This is a genomic window from Dyadobacter luteus (assembly GCF_003383615.1).
GTDB lineage: Bacteria > Bacteroidota > Bacteroidia > Cytophagales > Spirosomataceae > Dyadobacter > Dyadobacter luteus.
Map to the genome: position 1 here is coordinate 514,363 of NZ_QNUL01000002.1, position 23,711 is coordinate 538,073.

Genomic DNA, 23,711 nt, shown 5'->3' on the forward strand with positions numbered 1-23,711 from the left:
TAGGTGTAACAGCCAGGGACATTGCCCTGGCTGTTATTTATTCCTGAAACCCCAATTACATCTTAATTACATGAAAAAAGGGATCTTGACTCTATTATTTTTTACAAGCATCTTGTTCGCTTTTACCGCAAAAAGCGAAGTACCTACTACCAAATTGAAAGTAAATGCGCGTTTTGCTATGCCTGATATTTTGGTTCCTGATTTCAGTAAAACTAAAAAACTGCTCATCACGGATTTTGGCGCGGTTCAAGGTGACAAGGAAAAAACATCTCTGGCTATCTCTCAGGCAATTTCGGAGGCAAACAAGTTGGGCGGAGGGATCGTGGTCGTTCCCAAGGGAGAATGGCTGACAGGAAAAATCCATTTGAAAAGCAACGTAAATCTTCATTTAAACAAAGGAGCAGTCCTGCTATTTTCTGAAAACCCGGAAGACTATCTGCCCGCTGTTCATAGCACCTGGGAAGGATTGGAATGCCTCAACTACTCGCCGCTGATCTATGCTTACCAGTGCAAAAACATTGCCATCACTGGCGAAGGTGAATTGAAAGCGAAACAGGATGTCTGGAAAACCTGGTATGCACGTCCAAAGCCACATATGGAAAGTATCAAGCGATTGTACAACCTGGCGGGTGCGTATACACCTGTGAACGAGCGGCAAATGGTTAATGACACTGCTCACCTTCGTCCACAGTTTATCCAGTTCAACCGCAGCGAGAATATTCTGCTGGAAGGCGTAACGATTACCAACAGCCCTTTCTGGACGATTCATCCTTATTTGTCTAAAAACGTTGTGATCAGAAAGGTGAAAGTGTATGCACACGGACACAACAATGATGGCGTTGACCCTGAAATGAGCCAGAATGTGCTGATCGAGGATTGTGTCTTTGATCAGGGTGACGATGCGATTGCCATAAAATCAGGGAGGAACCCGGAAGGATGGAGACTGAAAATACCCAGTAAAAATATCGTGATCCGGAATTGTATTGTCAAGAATGGTCATCAACTTGTGGCGATTGGGAGCGAGTTATCCGGAGGCATTGAGAATGTGGATATTTCCAATTGTACGGTAGTGGATGGAGCGAAATTAAACCACCTTTTGTTTATCAAAACCAACGAACGTATGGGTGGATATGTCAAAAATATTTATGCGTCCAATCTTACTGCCGGCAAAATTGATCTGGGTGTATTGGGTATTGAAACAGATGTATTGTATCAGTGGAGGGCGCTGGTTCCGACGACAATACGAAAACTCACGCCGATTTCTGATATCCATTTAAGCAACATCGTTGCCAAAGATGTACAGTTTGTGTCAAGAATATTGGGTCAAAAAGAGCTGCCGGTCAAAAATGTTTCCATGAAAAATATTGTGACCGATACCGTGCACGACAAAAAGCAAATCCATGAAAACATACTCAAGTTCCAGAATTGAGCCAGCAGAATTTTACTACATGAAAAAGTTGATGAAATGCCTGATTGTTATCTGTATCGCAACCGGGAATCTCTACGCTGCAAATGCAGCCAGGTTAGACCTGGTTACACCTCAAAACAAGGTGACGATTTATTACCAGAAATCCGAAGTCAAACTCGACTCAATCGCGGCCCATTTACTGGCCGCGGACATTGAGCTTGTAAGTGGATATCGTCCCAAAGTCTCCGATAACATTTCAGGTGCAAAAGGAAATATAATCGTTATTGGCCAGGTAGATTCAGAGCTGATAAAAGGTTTTGGGGGCAAAGCCACCGATCCGGATCTGAAAGGCAAGTGGGAATGTTACTCCCTTCGGTCGTTGTTCAAACCGACAAAAAATATATCCAATGCGCTCATCATTGCAGGGAGCGATGTACGTGGCACAGCTTACGGTGTTTTCGCTATCTCGGAAAAAATTGGCGTTACTCCCTGGTACTGGTGGGCTGATGCAACGCCGAAAAAGCAGAATGCGCTATCGATAAACATTCATAATTTCTTATCGAAAACTCCTTCGGTCAAGTTCCGGGGTATTTTTATCAATGACGAAGATTGGGGACTGCAGCCTTGGGCGGCAAAGACATTTGAACCGGAAACAAAGGATATCGGCCCCAAAACGTATTCGAAGGTGTTTGAACTGCTGCTACGCCTGAAGGCTAACCTGATCTGGCCAGCTATGCACCCGAGTACCAAAGCTTTTTTCCATTATCCGGCAAATGTGAAGGCCGCAGAACTGTATCAGATTGTGATTGGCTCTTCCCATGCAGAACCAATGCTTCGCAACAACGTAGATGAATGGGATGAGAAAACAATGGGACATTTTAATTATCTGACAAACCGAAAAAAGGTTGACGATTATTGGGAGTCCCGTATCAGGGAGAGCAGCAAGGTAAATGGCATTTACACAACCGGAATGCGAGGTGTTCATGACAGCGGTATGGAGGGTGTGAAAACAATTAAGGAGACCATTCCGCTTCTGGATACCATCATCAGCAGGCAGCGGGATATGCTGAAAAAATATGTAAATCCCGACATCACAAAGGTACCTCAGGCCTTTACGGCTTATAAGGAAGTGCTCGACATTTACGATGGCGGGCTTAAAGTGCCTGATGACATTACGCTTGTTTGGCCCGATGATAACTATGGATACATTCAGCGGCTGAGTAATGCGGATGAGAATAACAGATCGGGAGGCTCTGGTGTTTATTACCACATTTCTTATTGGGGCAGACCGCATGATTATCTGTGGCTGGCAACCTCTCATCCTGCACACATCCGTGAAGAAATGACCAAAGCTTATGCGATGAACGCTAAACAATTGTGGGTGGTGAATGTTGGTGATATCAAGCCTGGAGAGTATGCAACGCAGCTTTTTTTAGATATGGCTTATGATATAACACCGTTTGAAAAACCTGCATTTTCCTCTACGCATTTAGAGAAGTGGTTGGCAACAATATTTGGAAGCAGCCAGTCGGTTTCAATGGCAAAGACACTCTGGAAATATTATGACCTGGCTTTTGAGCGTAAACCTGAATACATGGGTTGGAGCCGCACCGAACCAACAACGGCTATTGATTTCACGGAGTATAATCATACCTATTATAATGACCAGGCGCAGCTCAGGATAGATGCGTACGATAAGTTGGTTGCCAGTGTGGAATCGATTGGTGCCGGAATTGAGATTAATCACAAGGCTGCTTTTTACGAGCTGGTAGCATATCCTGTCAAAGGTGCAGCCCTGATAAACAAAAAATTTTTATACCGGGATAAAGCCTACTTATATGCAAAACAGGGGCGTATGAGTGATCAGACTTACGCCTCCCTGTCGAATGACGTATACGATAAAATAGTTGCTGAAACCAAATTTTACAATACAGAACTGGCAGCAGGCAAATGGAATGGCATGATGGATATGTTCCCAAGAAAGCTTCCTGTGTTCAATCTGCCAGTATTTGATCTGCCTAAGGCAAATAATTTGCCCGCTTTAAGAGCACTGCCGGAAGGGTACAAAAATGCGGATTCAACCTCCGGTTTACAGCAGTTTTCACTTCCAGGTTTTGACAGATGGAATAAACAGAAGTATTTTATTGATGTGTTTTTATGTCAGAATGTGACAAGAAAATTCGCTGTTAGTACGTCTGAAAACTGGATCAAAGTCAGTGCTGGTAACGGCGAATTAAAGCCCGAAGGTCTCAGCAGTCAACAGCGTATCTGGGTGGAGATTGACTGGGCAAAAGCACCTTTACAAAAAGACCTGAAAGGAAATATTGTTGTTAAAGCCGATGGTGATCAATATACTTTTTCCACCGTTGTCAACAACGGTTTAGTAGGTGAGCTTGCCAATTTCAAGGGACATATAGAATCGAACGGGTATTTGTCAATCAATGCTACTGATTATTCACTTGCGAGAAATACCGAATCACGTTATTGGAATGTCTTGAATGGATTGGGCGTAAATGGAAAATCACTTGAATCTTTGCCCTTGATTCAAAGCCCTGCTGAAGGTGATCTGGATACACTTAAGGTAAAGGGAAATCCGGCAGTGGAATATGATTTTTATACTTTCCATCAGTCGCCAGCTGACATTACAATCACTTCTTTGCCAACGTACCCGCTCAACAAGAATTTTGAAGTGCGTTACGGCTTAAGTATCGATGGCGGCCCGGTGAACATCTTCAATTTCAGGACCTTCGGCAGAAGCGATGAGTGGAAAAACAATGTGCTGAGTAATTCAGCCGAACGGACTTTCAGAGTGCAGGATTTGAAATCAGGTAAACATAAGCTCACGATTCACATGATTGATCCGGGCGTAATCCTGAACCATATTTTTATTGATCTGGGGGTTGATCAGCCATTTTACGGCTCACTTGCACCTACTTATCAAGCAACTCCAAACGGCAAGTAACATCCTGGGAAAAGAATCACGATACTTTGTCTTCTGCCACTAACTATACAGCAGTGATCGTCTGGCACAACAACAGAAGCAGAATTACGCAATCTAGTCCGGTGTTCCTTGGTCTGATGACAAGTGGCACCGGATTGTTTACACCTTCATGATTTTGAAAGGACTACACTATATTGAACAGGTTTCGGGTTTCCGGCTGATAAAACTGGCATTATAAAAAGGTCCAACCGTATTCTTCTCCACCACTGGATCCAGGGTATCACAAATGGAAAACCAATTAAAGTTTTTAATGGCATAAATATGCATTTATGCTGTAGGTTAAATGGGGTAGGTTGATAGGCTGGGCAACACAGTAGCAGTCCTTTGAAAAAGAATTCGTTAAGCAGAAGCAAGATGACCGGCACTGCCATCATAACCGATAAGCCTGTCGATGCGCATTGGCAAAGGACTGACCGAGCTGTATCCAAGTCCTGACCTGACCCGCACGTATTGCTCAATCAGCGAGCAGAAGCGAATGGTAATTTGTCCCTGCTCAGAAACCTGTGTTAGGATATTTCGGCTATCAGTTCGACAATTGAGAAATATTTGTTAACAAAAATGCGTCGGTATGCTCCGACCAAAGAGGGAAGCGTAGGAGCTCATTTTACAGAACCGATGTAACGGTGCCAGAACATACCCGGTATTGAATAACTATTTTTGAGATATGATTTACTACTGATAAATGAAGTTCATTACATTTTGTAATCCGGGAGGTATTCCCGTCTTACTCATAGAAAGATCGATCATAATCTGTTTTTTTGAAACCAGTATCGCCTCTTTCACTTTCATCGTTTTGTTCTGATCTTGCTTACGTAGTTTTCAGAAATGCCCAGATAGGAGGCAATATGCTTCTGAGGGACACGATTAAACAGATCTTTCGACTGCACAGAAAAGTGCTCTATTCTTTCCTGAGCAGAACGGAAGCGCAGATCTCTGAGTTTGTCTTTGTAGATAATCCAGTAACGTTCAGCTATAAGCCTGGCGACATTACAAACCTCGGGATACTTAAAATACAACTCATATAAGTCGTTTCGATTTATATAGATGAGCTCAGAAGGTTCCAAGACTTCAATAGACTCATTTGCCGCAATCTGATCCACAAAACTCTTTGTGCAATTGAAGAAGTTTTTCTCTCTGGCAAACCATTCAGTAATATCGTCGCTATTCCTGTTGGCATTATCAGTGCTGGAAAATCCTCTGACTAACCCGGTTTTTACATACCATAATTTATCACAAACATCTCTCTGTGTGAGCAGTAACTTGCCTTTTGAAACTTTTGCGATGCGTAATCTTGAAAAAAAATCCGATTGAATCGCATCACTAAAGGGATGAACCGACATCAAGCTTTCAATAAATTCTCTTGGCATCACTGTGTTATTTACTGTTTAAGACTAAAACTACGAAATATTTTGACAGAGATATGAGCCAAGCTTTAATTTTTGTAAACTATAATGTAAAAAAGGGTTACATAATTAAGGTAAATTGAGGTCAGGATTCTTGTTGTGAACCCTGACGATGAGATCTGAAAGAATTTACCGACTTGCCGGAGTAAGTCCATGCTTGTCAATAACTATCTATCTCAGAACAATACGGTGTTTGTTGGAAGTGCCTTTTGCAGTGGATAAATGAAGGAAATATATCCCCCTTGGAAGATCACTTACCTCGACTGAGACCACTTTATTTGCTTTGAAATCCTGAGTTTGGTAGATATCAGCAGTTGACATAGATTTTACCTCTTTTGCTTCCTTTTCACTATACAGTTTTATGGTCTGTGGTAGCCCTTCTGTACTTTCAAAGGCAATGTATACCACGTCACTGGCTGGATTAGGATAAACAGTATGGGTAGCCATCATTTCAGAGCAATCGCCTACACAAATGGTGATTCCTTTTTGAACAGTTCCAAAACAATTTCCAGCTTGAACAGTAACACCATAGCAACTGTTCACATAAGAATTAAAATAAGCTGTACCACCGCTATAATTAAAGTAGGTATTGACCGGATCGCTTACAGCCCAACTGCTAAAGGTGGTTCCGGGCTCTCCGGTGTATGCATTTAGCGATAAACCAAAGCCATTACACATAAAATCAGGCGATCCTCCTCCATTTGCAGTAACCAGCAAGGAACTTGGTAGCGGTGCTGTACGCTTTATGTTTCGTGCAGTACTGTAAGCTGTTGTGACCCCACAACTAGAAGACACGGCGGCCACTTTGACGGTTCCGTCAACATTGGACGTTCCTGTAAGCGTCGCCGAACTTCCCGTGCCGCTAACAGATACTCCTCCGGTTGTTACCCAGTTATAACTTGTTGCATTATTGGCCGTTGCTGTGATTGTTTCTGTCGAACATAATAGGATATCCGGTGAGGTAATAGTTGGTGTCGTTGGTAAAGGACGGGTGATGTTGACAGAAAGTTTTGTGCGAAAATTACTGCTATCATTACGCTTGTCCTCAACCTTAATCGCACCGCCGGTACCACCATTAATATGTCGCGTCACAGTAACGCTGGGAGTCGTAGATGATGCAGGGCCTGACCACCCGGATGGGTATGTCCAATAATAGGTCACACCAGCGGTTGGATCTGTTGACACCGCTGGAACAGAAGCCGTAGATGTTGTTGCTCCACAGGCAACAGACAATGTGCTTCCGTTACCCACTGTTGACCCGTCGTATGACAGCGAACTAGGTGTACTAATATACTTTACCTCAATTGGCTGAGCTACATTACCACCTGCCGGCAATATGCTGGTGATAACCTTAGTTTGCGGCGTTCCGCCACTGGGAGTCCATTTAAACGTGACTTTAATACGGATTGTTTTGGTTGGAGTTCCACTGCTGTAATTGACCGTGTTATTCCATTTAACCCCTGTCGTTTCGGTCGTTGTTGAAGTAGCAGTTCCTCCGACTATGATCCATTCGTAGGTTTTCGTTACACCACTGGTAGGAACTGTACTTGGGGTAGGCTGCTCAATGTAGGGGATATAGTACCTGAAATTGTTATAGGTTGCATCACTGGGATCAATGTTGTAAAAGTCGATCCCGTCATATATTGTGCTCGCTACCGTCCCTTTGACGTAGACTTTCGGATCCGTTTGGGCATAAGATGATGTACTGGAACCTAATCCAATTGTAAAAATGATGAGAGTAAATATAAGTGGTTTCATATCGTTATAGTTTAAAGGTTATAGCTAAGATTTAACATGTAATAGGGATAGTGTAAAATTTCAAATGCATTAACTCTGGTTTGTGTCGTGCGGACGCCCTTGTATACTTCCTGTTGAACCTTTTTCGAATAAACAAATTGCAGTTGGCTCTCAAGACCAATGGTAAATCTATGGTTTAAGTAATATTTGCCACCAATCAAAGGAGCCGCCCAGAACGAATTCTGATGTGATTTGATGAGCAACTTTCCATTAGGCAAATTTGGATTCTTAGCATCCCGGTAATTATCATCCTTAAACTTGTCAGATTCTAATCGCCATGCAATATCGGCTCCATAGTAAAACATAAATCTACCTTTCATTATTTGCCGTTCGTAACCAAACGAGGCCATGGGTTGGAAATAAGATGATTTTGCATCATACCATATTCCATTTGTATCATTTTCAGATACCTGGCGACGATGTATGCTGACTGGAGAAACCATGAATCTGAGCGCTCCATATTTTGCTTCTCTGCCTAAATTCCTCTTAATTAAATATGGATTAGCCCAGGCACTGGAAGTTCCTAACTTTAATAGAGGCCCAATATTAATGTTGATTTCCCATTGATGCCTTTCCATCTTATCGTCCACCTGTCGCCTTATTTCGCCCGTGGAATTTGCAGCTGCTTGCTGTGCAAATACATAACCAGACACAACAACGAGGAATATTAAAATCAAAGAGAGGCAGACGTATTTATTGTTGAGCTTTACCATTGTAATCGGTGTTGTGTATATTAAATCGACCGTCTAACATTTCATTTTGAATACCTATCGACCGGGTGGTGATTTATTGGACAGAACTATGACTACCAGCATAGTCAACATGACCCATTCTGGAACGAGTCGGCAATGATTAAAACTTTCCATGGTTGCCTAGTTGTTTTAGTATAAAAATAACATGTTAAAATTATATTATTGGATGTCATTTTGCAGATTCACACTTACAAAAACCCAGAAAATTTGCTTCCTTTTTGTACACTTTACACAAGCAATCCATATTAATGATTTACATTGTATGCGATTTCAATCAAGTCTAATGGGTATCACAGCATCTTATGCGTTTGATGTGTGTGGACGTGGTTCAGAAGGCCATATCTTTCTGTATTATCTCAATATCTTTCTGGACTAGTTATTACAATTCTGGAATCAAGGTTCGAAAAGTAAGTTCAGCTAAAAATTAGTTTTATACTTGTGGGACGGACGTTTTGACACCAATGAACAGAGTTTTTGAATATATGCGTATTGCTACCGTTGACAAGAGCACCGGCACACAAATTCAAGCTCTGGAAAAATATTGTGTGATAAAATATTCCAGAAAAGATAAACGGCCTTTCAGTGCAAAGCCCCAAACTTGACAAAATGCTTTCTAAGAGAAGCAAACACCGTTACCGTGTAGAGGTTTTTCAGGCTTGGTAGCAGCAGGGATCACTTTATTAACATGGTTAAAGATTTTGCCAAAAAAGGAATTGTATTCAGAGTGCTGGATCTGGGAATTGAGTCATCAACTCCGGCGTGGAAGATGGTAATTGGTATTTCCGAATCATTAGCAGAGTATGAGTGGGAAATGATCCTGGAGAATACCAGAGCAGTGCAGCTGCTGGCAAAAAGCGAAAGGAAAACAAGTAAGTAGGCCCAGTGGAGCAAACGAGGTTTCGAAACAGACCTGTTAGTGTCATAGATTGTAAGTTTAACAGAAATAAGTATTTCATGCGTAAAGCGGTGCAGAATGCAAATTATAGAAAGTGGCTCCTAAAATTGTAAACTGCACATAACTACCAAAAAAGTGCCAGCTCTATCTGCTTCAGGGATAATGTATCCAATAGCAGGGGAAGCAAACATAAGGTATGGTCTGGTAGCTAAAACTGTTAGTAGATATCAGCTAATGCTGCTATGGAGAAGATAAGCCGGAAAGAAAAAGAAACGCTTAACTTGGTAGGTAGCAGATCCGGATCAGTTACTCACTATCCTTTTTTCCCCTTTTGCGTATCGTTTTTGTCGTTCCTTTTGAGAAAACATATAAAGTCTTAATTTTCAGGTCTTTCACAGGTATTGGCACAACACCAACATGGCCATTGGAAGTAACCGAAGCATGGGTAAAATGAATATACAAACTATCTTGGTTATTGCTCCCCAGATACCAATCGCTAAAATCTTGCATGTATAAGTTCTTGACAGCCTGTCGGTTATATGAGGTAAATTCCATTTCTGATTTTGGCCAATAGCCTCTCTCCCTACGATAATCAAACATAGCTTTGCTAAAATCATACGGTGGAGCCACTTTATTCTTACGCTTTTTCCCTCCAATAGTAGGCCCAGACACGCCGAATTGGTTAATGCAGGAGGATACGACAAGTGGTGTAAGTAAAATTGCAAACAGTATTTTGAATAATCTATGCATATCATTTAATTGACATTAATTCTGTAAAATGAAGTCAAAAATAGCAGATCCAGAGCTGTTTCTATTAACTTCTCTGATCCCATGGACTCCTTAATATTGAATCTATTTTTGTTTAGTTGCATTTTAGAATTGAAGTCTCAGCATGCGTAAATTATTTAAAATTTTCTTTTGTACGATCATAACTTTCTCTCAATTTGAGGTTAGTGCCATCAGTCCAATTTGCGCTTTATAGGTTTCAACGATCAGTTGAAAGACCGGTATCTTTCCGAACTCCATGCAGGCATAGATACACAAATCGAAAACATGTCGCTAGAAGCAGTCATAACTTATCAGTTTATCAAAAAAGAAGACTTTGAAATTTAAGCTGGATTAGGTGGAAGGGTTAACACGCTCCCTGGGTTGGTCGTAGTGGTTAGCGCTCACTTTTCTCACTTTTTTCGAAGACATTTGGATTTCAAATAGGGCTGGCACCAATCGTTTCTGAAGGCTCGGCAATCGTCACATCAAATTGGGGTATACGTTATAGGTTTAAGAACAAAACGGCTTCTGAATAAGAATATCTTTTCTTGTATTAGCAGCCGAAAAAGGTTTACATGAAAATAGAAGTTATTTTTTATAGTTTGTTCTTCCTCACTTGTAAAAACGCAAATTCACCGAACTCCGGATACTGGGTGCCCACCAGTTAGTATTCATTATCCTTCCTATCCCTAATTCCCCTTCAATACTTATCAGTTGGGTTATTCTAATTTCGGCTCCGGCCATTCCGTTCAATTTCAATCGGCGGTATAAAGGTGTCGGACCAGGCGTTTTATTATCCATATCAAAATCCCACTCCTGAAAAGATCCATAGGAAGGCCCGACTTGCACAAAAACAGAGAGTCTGTTGCTATTTACATATTTTCTTGCGAAAAGGCCCGCCTCTTTTCGAGAAGAAAGAAACTCATGTACTTCAATTGACGCGCCGACCAGAAAATGCTGTTTGAGGAAAATCCCTCCTTTCAGGTTTGCTCCAAATATTGTTGGCCCTGCACCTACCATCAGCGTTTTCGGACTGGTAGGAACATTATACCATTTGGCTTGCTGACCAAAACTGCTTTGGAACAAAGTGAGGATACAAAAAAATGATGTAAGGATATGTTTTTTCATATATAGTTTACGGAACTGGTTTCTTGGAAACGTACACCACGCCTCTCCCAAACTTACTGTTGCAAAACTTAAATGATTCTGCTGAACCGCAAACTGCGTCACTGCCAACAATATAAAGCCGCAGCTCGTCGTCCAGATAAAGGCTTCGCAACTGATGAAGCTGGGGAAGATTGATCCTTTCTCCCGTAGATTTTACAACCCCAGGTGTCTCAAAAGTACCGTTCTCTGCGTTTGGTCCATCTAGAAAGGCTCTGTTAATCTGGTAGGTTACCTTATTGGGAGCTATAATCGGATTTATCAGGAATTTGTCTGGGGAATCATATCTAGGGTGATCACGTAAGATAGGATTTCTTCCTTTATATATTTCCCAGGTTTTACCATCATCTATACTATAATCACCTGCGTGTATAATCACCTCTTGATGAATATTGTTATTTATACCTGTTGTTAGGCCAGTCATAGTGAATAGCGTGTCGCGATATTGAACTACTCCTATCATGCCAATAGACCGCTGGTGAACCTGCTCCCAATGCCTGCCCTGATCTGTGGTACGAAACAATTTAAACATTGTAGAGATGAGCACCGTCTTATTATAATTGCCCCAGACACCTGATATCGTATGGTCAATCGGAGCTTTCAAAGTATGCCAATCAGGATATTCATCAAGAACAGTATCTTTTACAACGACATCAACATCAGACTTTTTACAAGATAAGGCAATTAGGATAAAAAAGAAATAAAGAAAAATTTTCATAGGAATTGTTATAATTTCGATAATTCAAAGACTACATTTCTGCATTACAATCTTTAAAAATGTCGTTTCACAGGATTTACCTATCGCATTATTAGCAATTCTACACCTATGGACTTACTCTTTCGAATGTTGCTACGTATACAATTCGATAGTCGTTTTGCCCAAAAGGTATCGAAGTCATCGAGACATCTACCAATCGATAACCTTGGCTTTTGATAGATTCTGCTTCTTGCATAACTTTCGACGCAATAGATTTAGGGCTATTTACTTCTCCTGAAATAACGTGAGTTTGATAAGTTACCTTAGGTTCGTTTGAGATCGTATATGCATACACTGATACCGAAATAAGAAGGGCAATCAAACCTGTAATAATGGCTATCCTTTTCATTTGAAAATTGATTATTTGTACAATTTATGTAAAATATTATCAAAACAGTGTCTATTACCTTAAAACAGATGCTGATGTACCTCTAAACTGGCAGACGTTTTACACCAATCCATGGATACATTTCAGGTTGACAGAATTTATCTAAATTATGCTAGGCGAGAAATTGGTTCTTAAACCCGTGAGGTGTTTGTTTTAATCCAACGCAGATTCAACGTTAAACTCATAAGCCGTTCTCCAGAATAAACCTCATAAGCTGGCCAGGGGAATTTAATCCCAATTTTTGCATGATATTTTTTCTGTGTGTTTCCACAGTGTATATACTCAGGAATAATTGATCTGCGATTTGTCTGTTGGATTGACTGGTTTTGATTAATTGAATAATCTCAATTTCTCTTTTGGTGAGGTTGGACTGTTTTAAAAATGAATCTCCATGCTGAAAATCCATAAAGTTTTTTTTCGTGTAATTTGGGAAGCCACTCTCGCCACTCAGGACTTTTCTAATTGTAATTAGAAGGTCGTTTTTATTAATGTCTTTTATTAAATAGCCGTTTGCGCCACTTTCCCTTGCTTTTTCAATGAGATGTTTTTCGTTGTATGTAGACAACATAATCACCAGAATGTGTGGGTAGGCTTGGCGGATCATCTGTGTTGCGCTTAGTCCATTCATTTTGGGCATGTTAATATCCATCAGAATGAGATCGGGCAGATGCGTCTGTAAGATGTGCATCAGCTCTTTTCCATTATTGGCGATATTGATAACTTTGATACTTGTGTCATCTTCCAATAGTCGTTTCAGACCATCAATAAAAAGCAAGTGATCGTCAGCAATGATTATTTTAATTGGATCATTCATAGTGAATCAGCGAACTGGTGGTTTTAAAATAAATCCTTGGGACTGTCTTTCAGGTATTTAGTATTTCGTCTTGGTCACTGTTCTGTTTTAATAGGGAACCTGAATGACGGTAGTGGTTCCCCTTTCATTTGAGTCAATATTGCAATGACCTTTTAGAAAATTAACCCGGGACCGGATACTTTTCAAACCAATTCCCTTTTGACTGGGTTTGAAAAATCCTACTCCGTCGTCTTCTACCATGATTTCCAGATGCTTTTGATAACCAATGAATTGAATGGTGGCCTCTGACGCCCCGGAATGATTGATAATGTTGCTTACAAGTTCCATCACGATGCGATGCAAGGTTAGTTCCTGTTGTTTACTAAATTTACCTTCCTGGTATCCGGTGGCGTGAAAATGAAATCGGATGTCTCCATCCAGATCGAGCTTGCTAAAATGATTCGTTAACAAATCGATCAGCAGAACATCTTCAAAGTTGGGCGGCATCAGATTGTGAGCGATATTGCGCGTATTGACTGAAGCTTGATCGATAAGTTTGAGCAAAGGTGAAACCTTCTCCTTAATCAGTCCTGAGCTTTGCAGACTCATTTTGATCGCAGCCAGATTCCCCCCCAGCTCATCGTGCAGATCCTGGGCGATACGTTGCCGTTCGGCATCCTGAATTTGGATGATCTGTGTTTGGGCTTCATTGAGGTTATTTAGAAGTATATAATTCTGTTGCTGAAAGCCACTGAACCTTTCAGCAAGAGCAATTGCCAGAACGGTAACCTCAAACAGCGGTCCGAATTGCAGACCATGAAGGGTGATCCAACTTACAGGAACAGGGAAAAATATCCCAGCCATATAGTAAAGGATCAAAAGCAGAAATGGTGTTTGGGCTAATGCATAACTATTGACATTTCTGTTACCTCTTGCTGCTCCTTTAATTATGATTAATGCAACAGTAAACGCGGTCGCAATGATGCAGCCATACATCAGATAATATTTTAGTCGCGCAATTTGGCCGAATGGAATGAGCAGCAACAAAAGAAGTTGAGTAGAGATCAGCAACAGGATAAATTTATAAAACGTCAATCCGAGTAGGTTTTTGACTTGTACGAAACGCAGTACGAAAAAAAGGTGTGTCGCCCCATACGATAGCGCACAGATGTAGTTCGCATAACTTCCTGACAGCATGTCCAGGGTGCCTAACAAATAAAAGTTCAGAACTCCATGGCGTGCGCCGATTAAGAGGAACAGGGAGATATTTTGAAGACAATACCATAAATAAAGTTTGTCAGCAGTAAGGTAAAAAAGGAAAAAGCCAAATAAGCACATCAGCAAGATGGCTCCTTGAACTAAGGATGAAATGTGGTTTTCTAAAATGTAGTTCTTGTAAAAATTTTCTTTTGTTTCCAACAAAACAGTACCTTTTACTGTGCCTGTTGCCCTTCTGACATTAACAAATACTTCAAAAATGCCCGGAGAGTTAAGGCTGATTGGGAAGGCATGATGGTAGGATGCTACGGGTCTTTGGTTGATGGGTGTTCGCCATCCATTCGTCAGAAAATGATTGTAGGGTAAACCATTTTTGAAAATATGTACTTTAATGTGGTCAAGATAGGAATCAGGAAGATCCATAATCAATTCTTTCGCGCCAAAAGCATTTCTTATGGTGAAAAAATACCAGTGCCTGGACGGGTCAATGCCGAAGTTTCGATACGTTTTTGGGTTGTGCTCAAACAATCCGCGTCGCTGTATTTTTCTTATCGTATCAATCCGGAAGTTATTGGTTGTATCGGTGAAGTAGGCAATATGTCGCATCATTTCAAATTCCTTCTTGTGATGGTCAATTACCAATGCTGGTTGTGCATCAGCGGTTATGACACACAACAGAAACAGAAAAATTCCTGACGATTTCTTCATCGAGATCATAGCTTATGTAATACAGCCTGCTGACACCTGCGTTCCAAAGGTATCCTTCCAATAAGTCACTAAAAATACAAAGAAGTTGGTATTGTTCAACGGGGGTGATATAAGGAGATTTGCAAAGACACAACGGGCAGTGAAAAGTTATCTATTACGCTGCACGTGAAGTGTTTGTGTTTGCTACGGTGTAGCTATAAATAGCATCTTTTAACCAAAAATGAGTATGAAAAAGCTGTGTTTTTTATGTGCCGTCATGTGTTGTATGGCGTTCATTGCCAATTCAAATACCCCTGTTAAATCGCAAGACGGTTGGGGGGAGTGGTTTGTGGTAAATTCCCGGTATGAAGGAATCGTGTGCAGAGTAAAGCGCGGAGATTTCAATAACTATGCAAGAAAATGGCATTGGGAATTTCAGTTTGAAAATAGATATAGTCAGGATGTTTCATTTGGCTATGGATATCGTTCACAGGCGCAAAAGTATAATTGTGTAACTGATCGTGGGAAAACTTTGCAGGCAGGGGACGCATCTGACGTAACTGCTGCGTTAATTGATGAGTCCGGTAGCGTAAGAGTGTGTGTAGATAACGTTCGGTTCAGATGAGCTGAATATGATTGGTCATAGAAAACATAATGGGAGTTCACTCCTGAGATCATAGGTTAAATTAGCTTCTATGAAACATTTTGTCTTAAATCTATTTTTTATCTTTTTGTTTGGGATAGGTAATTCCTATTGCCAGGTATCTGATACACTTACAAAGCGCGGCATAATACAGTTGGGTTATTTGTCGGATAATATACATGGGGAGTCAAAAGGAGCTTTTCTGCAAGGGGTGGAAGGCCAGGTAAAATGGTTTTTCAAAGCACAACAGATCGTCAAAGGAAAACGTCTGAAAGATGTCGGCTATTTTAATGTCGGATATGCCTGTTTTCCCAGTGCTAACTATACGTTAGGCCAATTCAATGCGGGATTAGGCTGTGCATTACCAATTTTATGGAATGCGGCCCGAATGGATCTTGCGATAGGTGCAGCGGCATATCATGGTAGTGTTGGAGAAACAAAGTGGAGTGGAAGTAAAATAGACTTAGGAGCACATGCTGGCTTGAGTGTACCGATTGGGAGAAGATTTGGATTGTATGGGAAGGTATGGATACCTGGAGCATTTACGATGCTGAGTGATCAGGCATACATACCTCCATTTTTTATTTCCGCAGGCATTGAATTCTAAAATCAAATAAAAGTATGAATTATGAAAAAGCGTAGATCATTGATTAGCGTAGCGATAGTATTGATTTATGTGCTGATTGCGGGGTGTACGAGCGATTCTGGCATTCCGGCGAGCTTAAATGAAATTTTAGATCGTAATGATATAGAATTAACCCCTGCTGGGCAATTGGGCGGCGGTGCGGGCAGTACAACAAGCTACAATGGCAACAGTGCAGCAGTCGTTAAGCAACTATTAGGGCAAGTTAAAGGGTGGAAAACGCCCTCCTGTACTACTTGTAGTGATGGAATGCCGCCAAAGGTTAATATCAACTCAAATTGCCAGCGAGACAGCTATGTCGCTTCAGCTGTAAACTATGCATGGGCCATCGAATCTTACTACCGTCTTGGAGAAACATCAAGTATTGCGTCTTTGGTTACTAATATGAATCAGAGTCTACAGTACGCAAGGAATCTTTGCGGTTCATCCACTGTGAGTTCCGGGTCTTGCTACACATTGTCAATATACGGATGTTGACCTGTCAGCAAAGGATTACAAACCCCTGTTGCCACAAGCTAGTCAGGCAAGAAACAGCGGGGGCGTATCACAGATCGTAAGGACGTATATTGTTTACGGTGAGATATGTTGATTTATTTAGAATTCAGCTGGAAAGAAGAGGTTGTATTATGATCGGGTTAGAATTTTAGTGGGCGGATTGTCAGGAATGTAGACTAAGCAGCCGCCTGCATCACAAGGTAAGCCAATTGCTAAATGCAATGATCTGCCGGGGTATTGACGATGATATTTTTGTAGTATTTAAAAACTTACCAAATGAAAAATTACTATTTTTTAATGGCCTTACTTCTAAGTGCATGCCAGCCCAAAGCGGTTGTCGAAGAAGAAGATTTTCCAGCATCTCTTACGGAATCAATTTCCGGCACATATTCCGGAACTGTATCTCACATGGAAGGGAATATGAATTTGGGCCAAACAAATTCATGCGCACCTCCCTCCAATTGGCGGACCCATCTTAAAACTGGAAATGGGACGGTAAACATTGGGTCTTTAGCTGACAGTACAGTCAAGGTCACACTCGTTTCCAGTATTTTCGGGACAAAGAGTTTTGAGACTGTTGTTAGCCGGAAAGGTGCAATGATTGTAATGAAAAGAGGCAATGGGGAATATGATCCGGCTACAAAATTTATGGCTTTCCGTGTACCTTATAACTATGTTTTATGGCTACCAGGTTGCGGAAATACAAATCCTTATGTTCAGTCTGGTTATGGAGCTGTGACATCCGGTCAGCCGCTTGTTTATTTTCATTATTCAAATCCGGTTACCGAGTTTAACGGAAATGCGGATTAGAAGTAATGGAAAGCCCTGCAGATTTCTGTGTACAACTAAGTACGCTTTAATCTATGTTTGGTAGAATGATGAGCACCACCATTACATATAGTGAGCATGCTTGCGTCGCGGGCGAAGATGGTTTTTAATGAGTTTGGTTCAAACTCGGCATAATCTCCAGAATGTATCGCTGAGAGTTAGGTTCAATCTGTGATTTCTTTTAGCTGATATGAAGAATACAATTCATATTCTGTTGTTCCATGTCGCGATTTCAGTACTTGTTGAGGCTACTTTAAGTTAAATCTTTCCGAATCTTCCGGCCACTCCAGCCTTTATCTAACGGTATTAAATCATTAAGAAATTACCATTAACTTAGAACCCAATTCGAACTTGCCCTCCTGATAGTATGAGATTAACCCTTTCTTGCTCGTGATTGATGTCCTGATTTTAAGGTTACAGACCAATTGGTCATTTCCAATCAAGGATGCGAAATGACATTTTATGATCTTTTTACGGTAGATGATTTCTAAACGACAGCGCGGAACGGTACTATCCGAATCTGGCAGATGTCTGATGCAAAAAATGTGAAGTTATTGAAGAGAAGGCAAAATAAGCCGCAAACCATAATTTGGTCAACTATTTGTTTTTACAGATAAATCAATTGTTATATGAAAGCTTGGACGTATAAAGTTTACCATGGTTTTTTCAGATTAATTAATCTTTCTAAAAGCGCCTGGATTAGTCTGCTAATCATTTTTGTCGTGTATGGTCTGACTTATCTGGCGCAAACCGATACTCTTTTCATTGCGTTACTAAATGGGAAGGATAAAACGAGCCTACCATCCTTTTATCTGACCCTTTTTTTTCTGATAAGTATAGTGTCGCACTATCCGACATATATCGAATTCAGTCGTACTCTTGGTCAGCTGGATACCCTACGCATTACTTGGCACAAGTCCCCGGGTAATTGTCCGATAGGATTCATTACTTACAAGGCCAGCGGTCTAAAATCAATTTTTGATTCGAGCTTCCGGCATATACTTGGCTTACTTCTACTTGCTGCTGTGTATTATATAGCGGCAAGTACATACTATAATAATGTCGTTCGTGTGAGAGCAGCAGGTGACTTCGATTATACACTGCACAAATATATGTTACTGGAATGTGTGTTGTATCTGGCAATAAGCATTTCGTTTTTTGTATTTATCCCCCGTGTGGCCGGAGCGAAATTTTCGAGAATGATCAGGAATCCAAACTCAGTTAATTTAAAAAGACTAAAGCTTATATTCTGGGTTACCACAGTGATATGTTTTATCACAGTTTTTTTTGCGGTGATTATATCCTACATCAAGCATTGGTCTGAAGGCACTTATTGGACTTACATTCTTTCACTTTACACATTGTCATTTCAATATTCGGTAATGAGGCTATGTCGGAAACGGGTTGTGTTTCTGACAGACACGACTTTTTTGATATTCCTGTCAATGGGTGGATTCCTAAGTCTGGTCATTGTGGGCTTGGCACACTTCAGACCGCTGATGTTTAATTCGTTTGTAATTCTTATTAGCTACTTTATTATTTTCTATGGTGTAATTGTGCTTCCCATAAAGCATTATATATTTTACAGGCAGTATGACCGGGGAGGAAGGCTTTCTGAAAAAAAGCCTGAATTGTTCGGGCTAACCAAATTCAGCTATTATTTTTTTAGCTGGTTTACTCCGGTCTTACCCTACTTTTTTGTAGTGTGGGTAATCTGCATTGATTTTGTCAGCGGTAATGAGTTGCATCGCCTGGAAACGATTCCATTAAAATCTTCGGCCCATGGTCAGAAGCCGGCTGCGGTTGGAACCGGGGAATTCAATCAGGCCATGCAAAAACATTTTGAAGACAAGGAAAATATCTATTTTATCTCTCTGTATGGAGGAGGTTTAAAGGCCACCATCTGGACAGATTTGGTACTCAATGAGCTTGCAAGTGCTAATTATAACTATTTGCTTGATGATGCTGTTGCCGTTTCTGGCGTTTCGGGGGGAGGGGTCGGAGGGAGTTTGTACACTGCTCTGCAGAAGGAACCTGGCACCAAGACCACCGAGGAACTGATTGAACAGATCAGTCAAAAAAACTATGTTGCAATTGATCTGGTATATCTTTTAGGTCACGATTTACTTTGCGGCCTTTTGCCACAGTGCGTTCTGGATTTCTTTGGCGTAGACAAGGATCGTTCAAGCCGGGCTATGCAGATTTACGCCAACGCAGCACTGGACAGAGCAGACTACGATAATTCTTCTAACGCATTGACAAGTTCTACCTTTCAGGACTATTGGGGCGAGTTGTTCCGGCGGCAGGTAAGCCAGAAAAAGTTTTTTCCGGCGTTGATTATGAATTCTGCTGCCACACACACGCAAAGGGGAATTTCCTTTTCTGTCCGGACAGATGGCGCAAGTTTCGACGACATTTTTTTTGATTGTACAGACCTGTTGGATTTTAAAGATCAAAACAAAGCATCACTTGGTTTCCTGGATGCGACCTCTACTGTCGACCGCTTTCCGATATTGAGTCCTCCTGCCAAAGTAGACGGAAAAGGTTATTTTCTGGACGGAGGTTATTTTGAAAACAGTGGGTTGATGAGCCTGATGGACTACAGTGAATACCTTCGTACCAAGGTGTTCCCATGCTTTCCGAACTATGAAAAGAAATGGCGCAAAAAGAAATTTGTCTTCATTCAGATTGCTAACGATGAAGACGTTTATTTGCGCCAGATCGTGGCTAACCACCTTGTGCAAAAAAAGGTCAATAATAGTCAGGAATTTATTTCCGTTCTCGAAGCGGTAACGTCAATCAGTTTCGTCGCAACTTATCTGAACCGAAAATTTGATTATTTAGGCAAGGGCGGAGATTCCTTAATCAAATACCACCAGATACAATTGCCGTATCTGCTAAACAAGGATCATCTGGAGGATTTTTACAAAGGGAGGGTTGGTGACCAGGCGATAAAAAAAATGGTTGAAAATAAAAATGACATTATTCTTAACAATATATACCAAAAAGAACCATTTAAATATGTAACACCACCATTAGGTCGGCAAATGGTACCGCAGTCGCTGCAATATATGAGATTGAGTTTACCCCATTCCGGATTGCATCAAATTGTGAAAGATACCGCCTGGCTGAATAAACCTCTTCAACCATACTTACTTAAAATTTGAAAAATGTCGGTAATCAAGCCGGTTGACCAGATAAAAAGATATACAAGCAACTTTGATTTCTTTTATTCTGAGTATTTTTAATCTCAATGCATGAGAGGTATGGATGCATATAACTTAAACAGATAGACTGGATGGATACGGTGTTTAATAAATTTATCTTGGTGACTTATGGCTGAGCTGGTTACCGGCGTCAGAAACGGACTGTAAGCAATTGCGGTAAGAACTACTCCCATACCAGCTAACTTTTAATCCATCAATTGCTAGTAGAAAAGCTCATGAGCTGGTTTTTAACAATATGCCGGGGCCTAAGTTATAAGGTACTACTTACATTTAGTATCCAACTAACTATAGAGAATGAGAGTAACCAGGTATTGTTTAAGTTTAACCGCTGCTGTTTTACTTTTTATCGCATCAGTCACTTTCGGTCAAAGCAAAGAAGTTGAGGCTGTAGTAGAAAGGTTTCGTATCGATAGTGATTTTAACGGAGTTGTTTTGATTGCCAGGAATGGTAAAGTAGAATACCAGAAGTACGTTGGACTCGCGAATCGACAAGACAGTGTCTGGTATTCGCCTAAGTCCAGGTTTCATATCTTCTCTGTTACTAAAACCTTCACTGCTGCCTTGGTGATGCTACTCTATGAGCGGGGTAAAATTCACCTCGATTCTACCATTGGTGCTTACTACCCGGATTATAGAGGTGAAGGCGCTGATAAGGTTAAAATTAAAGATTTACTTACTTACAGTAGCGGACGCGATAAGAAAGAAATGCGGGAAATTGCAGAGGCATACAATTCAACGGCATGGCCTGTAGATAGCTTTATTACAAGATACTGCTCCGAGCGGCTTATTACCAGGCCGGGCACTTCATTCGATTACAATAACGGAGACTTTATTCTGCTTGGCAAGATTATCGAGCTTATCTATGGACAATCTTTCCAGCAGGCGCTTCGACAGCATATTCTAGTTCCACTTAACATGCAAGATACAGATTTCCTTCATCATGATGATGTCATAGCTCATTTGGACCAAGGATATTTTAATAGTGATCAGCATCCGTTCACGTTTTACAAACCTACCAATTATTACATTGATAACTATTTTTCCGCAGGTGCAATGTACTCAACACCAGAAGATTTGCTGCGGTTTGATCAGGCAATTTTTAAGCATCAGCTGCTAAAAAAAGGAACTGTGGATTTTATGCTTTCTTCCTATCCGAATCTAGGCGATGTAGGTATAGGATTTTGGGTATATCCCAAGCAGATTAATACTGAGCAATACCAGGTTGCTGAACGTCAGGGCTACGGTTATGGGCACCATGCGAATTGGGTTCACCTCATAGACCAAAATATTACGCTACTCATACTCAGTAACACAAATACTGTTGATCCAAACCAGATGCGCTGGGAGGTACTTTCTGCTTTTTTAAGGAATACAGGTAAGAATCGATGAAATTTGGTCGTCAGTAGGTGAAAGTATGATTAAAACGTTCTGAATATGATAAATCCCCTACTAAAGGGGCGTGCACGAGTTCATATCCTTTAACACTGCTCATTGATAATTAGCTCTTTACTACTACATTTGCCGTTTCATTCAAGATGTAAAAATATGACAAAAGCAGACGTAGTATCAAAGATCACGAGCAAAACAGGGCTTAACAAAGAGGATGCTGAAAGCGTGCTGGAATCTTTTTTCGTGACGATTAAAGAAGCACTGGCAGAGGGTGAAAATGTCTACTTTCGGGGTTTCGGCAGCTTTATTACCAAGCAAAGAGCGGAGAAGACGGCCAGAAATATTACTAAGAATACAACCATGATTGTTCCAGCTCACATTATTCCACATTTTAAACCTTCGGATGAGTTTGTACACCAGGTGAAGCAGCGACAGCTTCACACTGCTTAAGCGCTTACAATCCATATTTGACACTCAGGAGCCTTTGCTGTATAATCCTTTTTGCGTCTTGGGCGACTGAATAAGATCCTGTTTAATGAAATGCCTGTAAAAAAGTGGTTTTCCGACGTCTGGGCCTTTTGATGATTATGTAAAGGTCTCTGTATTGGTCTTGTCGGGTCTAGGTCATAGTTTTTGTGTGAGCTGAAATTGAAATGCTGATTTACTGTTGTGAAAGGGTCAGTGGTAGTACGCATGGACAATCTGACTGTCTTTTTGCGTCCTATTAGGTTGATGTTTTGAAAAATCATAATTTATGATGGCAATCGGTAATTTTCGGATGTCTTGCAGCCATGATTATAGCCGGTAGTTTCCAACGACTACCGGCTATCTTTTACAGACAAAAGCTACTTACTACAGGTAACCCTCATTGACAAAGGATAAGAAACCTTCGCTGGTCAGGATCAGATGATCCAGCACCTCAATATCTAGAAGCTTTCCGGCAGCTTTCGCCCTTTGTGTAAATTCTCTATCTGAAATACTGGCAATTAACTGGCAGGATGGATGGTTATGTGCCAGGATTATGCTCGCTGCATTAGCCTTCAAAGCGGCAATGAATATCATTCTCATATCTACTGCAACACCTGTTAATCCTCCTTTGGACACTTCATAAACTCCAAGGACACGGTTGGCTCTGTTGAGCATCATGATTTTAAAAGATTCACGAAGTTCGATTTCATCTTGATTCCAGTTATTCAAAAATACACGATAAGCATCTGAAGCAATTCCGATTTTAGCTCTTTGAGAGGCTTTGACGTAACTTTTATAAATCAGTTCTACCTCTGCTGCTACAAACATTCCGGATTGATTTCGGGTAGTTTCCACAATTCAATGATTTTAAGTGATCAGATCTATTATGGTGCAGCACCTGCCACCGGCGGCTAAGGAAGACAAAGCAACGGAATAAAGGATAGCCAGGCGCGTACGGCCCTGTGTTTATGCCGGACATTTGGCTTA

General features: G+C 40.9%; 20 protein-coding genes. 10 read left to right on the forward strand and 10 right to left on the reverse strand.

Translation table 11 applies throughout. From position 1 onward, the window contains the following. Nucleotides 1-70 precede the first annotated feature (70 nt). Nucleotides 71-1,429 (forward strand): glycoside hydrolase family 28 protein, encoded by a 1,359-nt coding sequence (locus DSL64_RS05005; protein WP_115829537.1) that lies wholly within the window; start codon nucleotides 71-73, stop codon nucleotides 1,427-1,429. Beyond that, nucleotides 1,401-4,370 (forward strand): glycosyl hydrolase 115 family protein, encoded by a 2,970-nt coding sequence (locus DSL64_RS05010; protein ID WP_229216962.1) that lies wholly within the window; start codon nucleotides 1,401-1,403, stop codon nucleotides 4,368-4,370. The genes DSL64_RS05005 and DSL64_RS05010 overlap by 29 nt, the downstream gene beginning before the upstream one ends. 824 nt (nucleotides 4,371-5,194) lie before the next feature. Here the strand turns inward: DSL64_RS05010 and DSL64_RS05015 are convergent. The 3 genes from DSL64_RS05015 to DSL64_RS05025 all read right to left on the reverse strand — a co-directional run bounded on the left by DSL64_RS05015 (nucleotide 5,195) and on the right by DSL64_RS05025 (nucleotide 8,322). Beyond that, on the reverse strand, nucleotides 5,195-5,776 hold the full coding sequence (locus DSL64_RS05015) for a Crp/Fnr family transcriptional regulator (protein ID WP_115829538.1): 582 nt from the start codon (nucleotides 5,774-5,776) through the stop codon (nucleotides 5,195-5,197). 207 nt (nucleotides 5,777-5,983) lie between these two features. Next, on the reverse strand, nucleotides 5,984-7,570 hold the full coding sequence (locus DSL64_RS05020; RefSeq protein ID WP_115829539.1) for a T9SS type A sorting domain-containing protein: 1,587 nt from the start codon (nucleotides 7,568-7,570) through the stop codon (nucleotides 5,984-5,986). A gap of 11 nt (nucleotides 7,571-7,581) precedes the next feature. After that, nucleotides 7,582-8,322 (reverse strand): hypothetical protein, encoded by a 741-nt coding sequence (locus DSL64_RS05025; protein ID WP_115829540.1) that lies wholly within the window; start codon nucleotides 8,320-8,322, stop codon nucleotides 7,582-7,584. Between the two features lie 724 nt (nucleotides 8,323-9,046). On the opposite strand from DSL64_RS05025, the gene DSL64_RS05030 reads away from it, so the two are divergent. Next, nucleotides 9,047-9,238, forward strand: a complete 192-nt coding sequence (locus tag DSL64_RS05030) for a recombinase family protein (RefSeq protein WP_115829541.1) — start codon at nucleotides 9,047-9,049, stop codon at nucleotides 9,236-9,238. Between the two features lie 324 nt (nucleotides 9,239-9,562). Here DSL64_RS05030 and DSL64_RS05035 read toward each other — a convergent pair whose 3' ends face one another. From DSL64_RS05035 to DSL64_RS05060, 6 genes are all read right to left on the reverse strand, one after another. Continuing rightward, on the reverse strand, nucleotides 9,563-10,006 hold the full coding sequence (locus DSL64_RS05035) for a hypothetical protein (protein WP_115829542.1): 444 nt from the start codon (nucleotides 10,004-10,006) through the stop codon (nucleotides 9,563-9,565). A 630-nt stretch (nucleotides 10,007-10,636) separates the two neighbouring features. Beyond that, entirely contained in the window at nucleotides 10,637-11,152 is a 516-nt protein-coding gene (locus DSL64_RS05040) for a hypothetical protein (RefSeq protein ID WP_115829543.1), read from the reverse strand. 7 nt (nucleotides 11,153-11,159) lie between these two features. Further along, nucleotides 11,160-11,906, reverse strand: coding sequence for a hypothetical protein (locus DSL64_RS05045; RefSeq protein WP_115829544.1), 747 nt, complete (start codon nucleotides 11,904-11,906; stop codon nucleotides 11,160-11,162). 106 nt (nucleotides 11,907-12,012) lie between these two features. Next, nucleotides 12,013-12,294, reverse strand: a complete 282-nt coding sequence (locus DSL64_RS05050; RefSeq protein WP_115829545.1) for a hypothetical protein — start codon at nucleotides 12,292-12,294, stop codon at nucleotides 12,013-12,015. Between the two features lie 220 nt (nucleotides 12,295-12,514). Next, entirely contained in the window at nucleotides 12,515-13,147 is a 633-nt protein-coding gene (locus DSL64_RS05055; RefSeq protein WP_115829546.1) for a response regulator transcription factor, read from the reverse strand. A gap of 87 nt (nucleotides 13,148-13,234) precedes the next feature. After that, nucleotides 13,235-15,052, reverse strand: a complete 1,818-nt coding sequence (locus DSL64_RS05060; protein ID WP_158547873.1) for a sensor histidine kinase — start codon at nucleotides 15,050-15,052, stop codon at nucleotides 13,235-13,237. A 226-nt stretch (nucleotides 15,053-15,278) separates the two neighbouring features. Between DSL64_RS05060 and DSL64_RS05065 the strand changes: the two genes are divergently transcribed. From DSL64_RS05065 to DSL64_RS05095, 7 genes are all read left to right on the forward strand, one after another. Beyond that, nucleotides 15,279-15,656, forward strand: a complete 378-nt coding sequence (locus tag DSL64_RS05065) for a hypothetical protein (protein ID WP_147300338.1) — start codon at nucleotides 15,279-15,281, stop codon at nucleotides 15,654-15,656. Between the two features lie 70 nt (nucleotides 15,657-15,726). Then, nucleotides 15,727-16,281 (forward strand): hypothetical protein, encoded by a 555-nt coding sequence (locus tag DSL64_RS05070; protein ID WP_147300339.1) that lies wholly within the window; start codon nucleotides 15,727-15,729, stop codon nucleotides 16,279-16,281. A gap of 21 nt (nucleotides 16,282-16,302) precedes the next feature. Next, nucleotides 16,303-16,794, forward strand: a complete 492-nt coding sequence (locus tag DSL64_RS05075; protein ID WP_115829550.1) for a hypothetical protein — start codon at nucleotides 16,303-16,305, stop codon at nucleotides 16,792-16,794. Nucleotides 16,795-17,088: 294 nt separating this feature from the next. Then, on the forward strand, nucleotides 17,089-17,622 hold the full coding sequence (locus DSL64_RS05080; RefSeq protein ID WP_115829551.1) for a hypothetical protein: 534 nt from the start codon (nucleotides 17,089-17,091) through the stop codon (nucleotides 17,620-17,622). A 647-nt stretch (nucleotides 17,623-18,269) separates the two neighbouring features. Continuing rightward, the gene (locus DSL64_RS05085) at nucleotides 18,270-20,807 is read left to right on the forward strand and encodes a patatin-like phospholipase family protein (RefSeq protein ID WP_115829552.1); all 2,538 of its coding nucleotides are present in this window, start codon (nucleotides 18,270-18,272) and stop codon (nucleotides 20,805-20,807) included. 354 nt (nucleotides 20,808-21,161) lie between these two features. Then, nucleotides 21,162-22,256, forward strand: coding sequence for a serine hydrolase domain-containing protein (locus tag DSL64_RS05090; protein ID WP_115829553.1), 1,095 nt, complete (start codon nucleotides 21,162-21,164; stop codon nucleotides 22,254-22,256). A gap of 156 nt (nucleotides 22,257-22,412) precedes the next feature. Continuing rightward, a complete protein-coding gene (locus DSL64_RS05095; protein WP_115829554.1) occupies nucleotides 22,413-22,706 on the forward strand; it encodes an HU family DNA-binding protein in 294 nt (97 codons plus the stop codon). Between the two features lie 402 nt (nucleotides 22,707-23,108). On the opposite strand, the gene DSL64_RS05100 is transcribed toward DSL64_RS05095, so the two are convergent. After that, nucleotides 23,109-23,579: a JAB domain-containing protein gene (locus DSL64_RS05100; protein WP_229216963.1), complete on the reverse strand. Its 471-nt coding sequence runs from the start codon at nucleotides 23,577-23,579 to the stop codon at nucleotides 23,109-23,111. Nucleotides 23,580-23,711 lie beyond the last annotated feature (132 nt).

What these genes read in the sequence shown, in the direction of transcription:
- DSL64_RS05095 (WP_115829554.1), top strand. Translation starts at nt 22,413, where the DNA reads ATGACAAAAGCAGACGTAGTATCAAAGATCACGAGCAAAACAGGGCTT.
- DSL64_RS05060 (WP_158547873.1), bottom strand. Translation starts at nt 15,052, where the DNA reads ATGAAGAAATCGTCAGGAATTTTTCTGTTTCTGTTGTGTGTCATAACC.
- DSL64_RS05050 (WP_115829545.1), bottom strand. Translation starts at nt 12,294, where the DNA reads ATGAAAAGGATAGCCATTATTACAGGTTTGATTGCCCTTCTTATTTCG.
- DSL64_RS05010 (WP_229216962.1), top strand. Translation starts at nt 1,401, where the DNA reads ATGAAAACATACTCAAGTTCCAGAATTGAGCCAGCAGAATTTTACTAC.
- DSL64_RS05080 (WP_115829551.1), top strand. Translation starts at nt 17,089, where the DNA reads ATGAAAAATTACTATTTTTTAATGGCCTTACTTCTAAGTGCATGCCAG.
- DSL64_RS05020 (WP_115829539.1), bottom strand. Translation starts at nt 7,570, where the DNA reads ATGAAACCACTTATATTTACTCTCATCATTTTTACAATTGGATTAGGT.
- DSL64_RS05055 (WP_115829546.1), bottom strand. Translation starts at nt 13,147, where the DNA reads ATGAATGATCCAATTAAAATAATCATTGCTGACGATCACTTGCTTTTT.
- DSL64_RS05045 (WP_115829544.1), bottom strand. Translation starts at nt 11,906, where the DNA reads ATGAAAATTTTTCTTTATTTCTTTTTTATCCTAATTGCCTTATCTTGT.
- DSL64_RS05075 (WP_115829550.1), top strand. Translation starts at nt 16,303, where the DNA reads ATGAAAAAGCGTAGATCATTGATTAGCGTAGCGATAGTATTGATTTAT.
- DSL64_RS05070 (WP_147300339.1), top strand. Translation starts at nt 15,727, where the DNA reads ATGAAACATTTTGTCTTAAATCTATTTTTTATCTTTTTGTTTGGGATA.
- DSL64_RS05085 (WP_115829552.1), top strand. Translation starts at nt 18,270, where the DNA reads ATGAAAGCTTGGACGTATAAAGTTTACCATGGTTTTTTCAGATTAATT.
- DSL64_RS05065 (WP_147300338.1), top strand. Translation starts at nt 15,279, where the DNA reads ATGAAAAAGCTGTGTTTTTTATGTGCCGTCATGTGTTGTATGGCGTTC.
- DSL64_RS05090 (WP_115829553.1), top strand. Translation starts at nt 21,162, where the DNA reads ATGAGAGTAACCAGGTATTGTTTAAGTTTAACCGCTGCTGTTTTACTT.
- DSL64_RS05040 (WP_115829543.1), bottom strand. Translation starts at nt 11,152, where the DNA reads ATGAAAAAACATATCCTTACATCATTTTTTTGTATCCTCACTTTGTTC.
- DSL64_RS05030 (WP_115829541.1), top strand. Translation starts at nt 9,047, where the DNA reads ATGGTTAAAGATTTTGCCAAAAAAGGAATTGTATTCAGAGTGCTGGAT.
- DSL64_RS05035 (WP_115829542.1), bottom strand. Translation starts at nt 10,006, where the DNA reads ATGCATAGATTATTCAAAATACTGTTTGCAATTTTACTTACACCACTT.
- DSL64_RS05015 (WP_115829538.1), bottom strand. Translation starts at nt 5,776, where the DNA reads ATGCCAAGAGAATTTATTGAAAGCTTGATGTCGGTTCATCCCTTTAGT.
- DSL64_RS05005 (WP_115829537.1), top strand. Translation starts at nt 71, where the DNA reads ATGAAAAAAGGGATCTTGACTCTATTATTTTTTACAAGCATCTTGTTC.
- DSL64_RS05025 (WP_115829540.1), bottom strand. Translation starts at nt 8,322, where the DNA reads ATGGTAAAGCTCAACAATAAATACGTCTGCCTCTCTTTGATTTTAATA.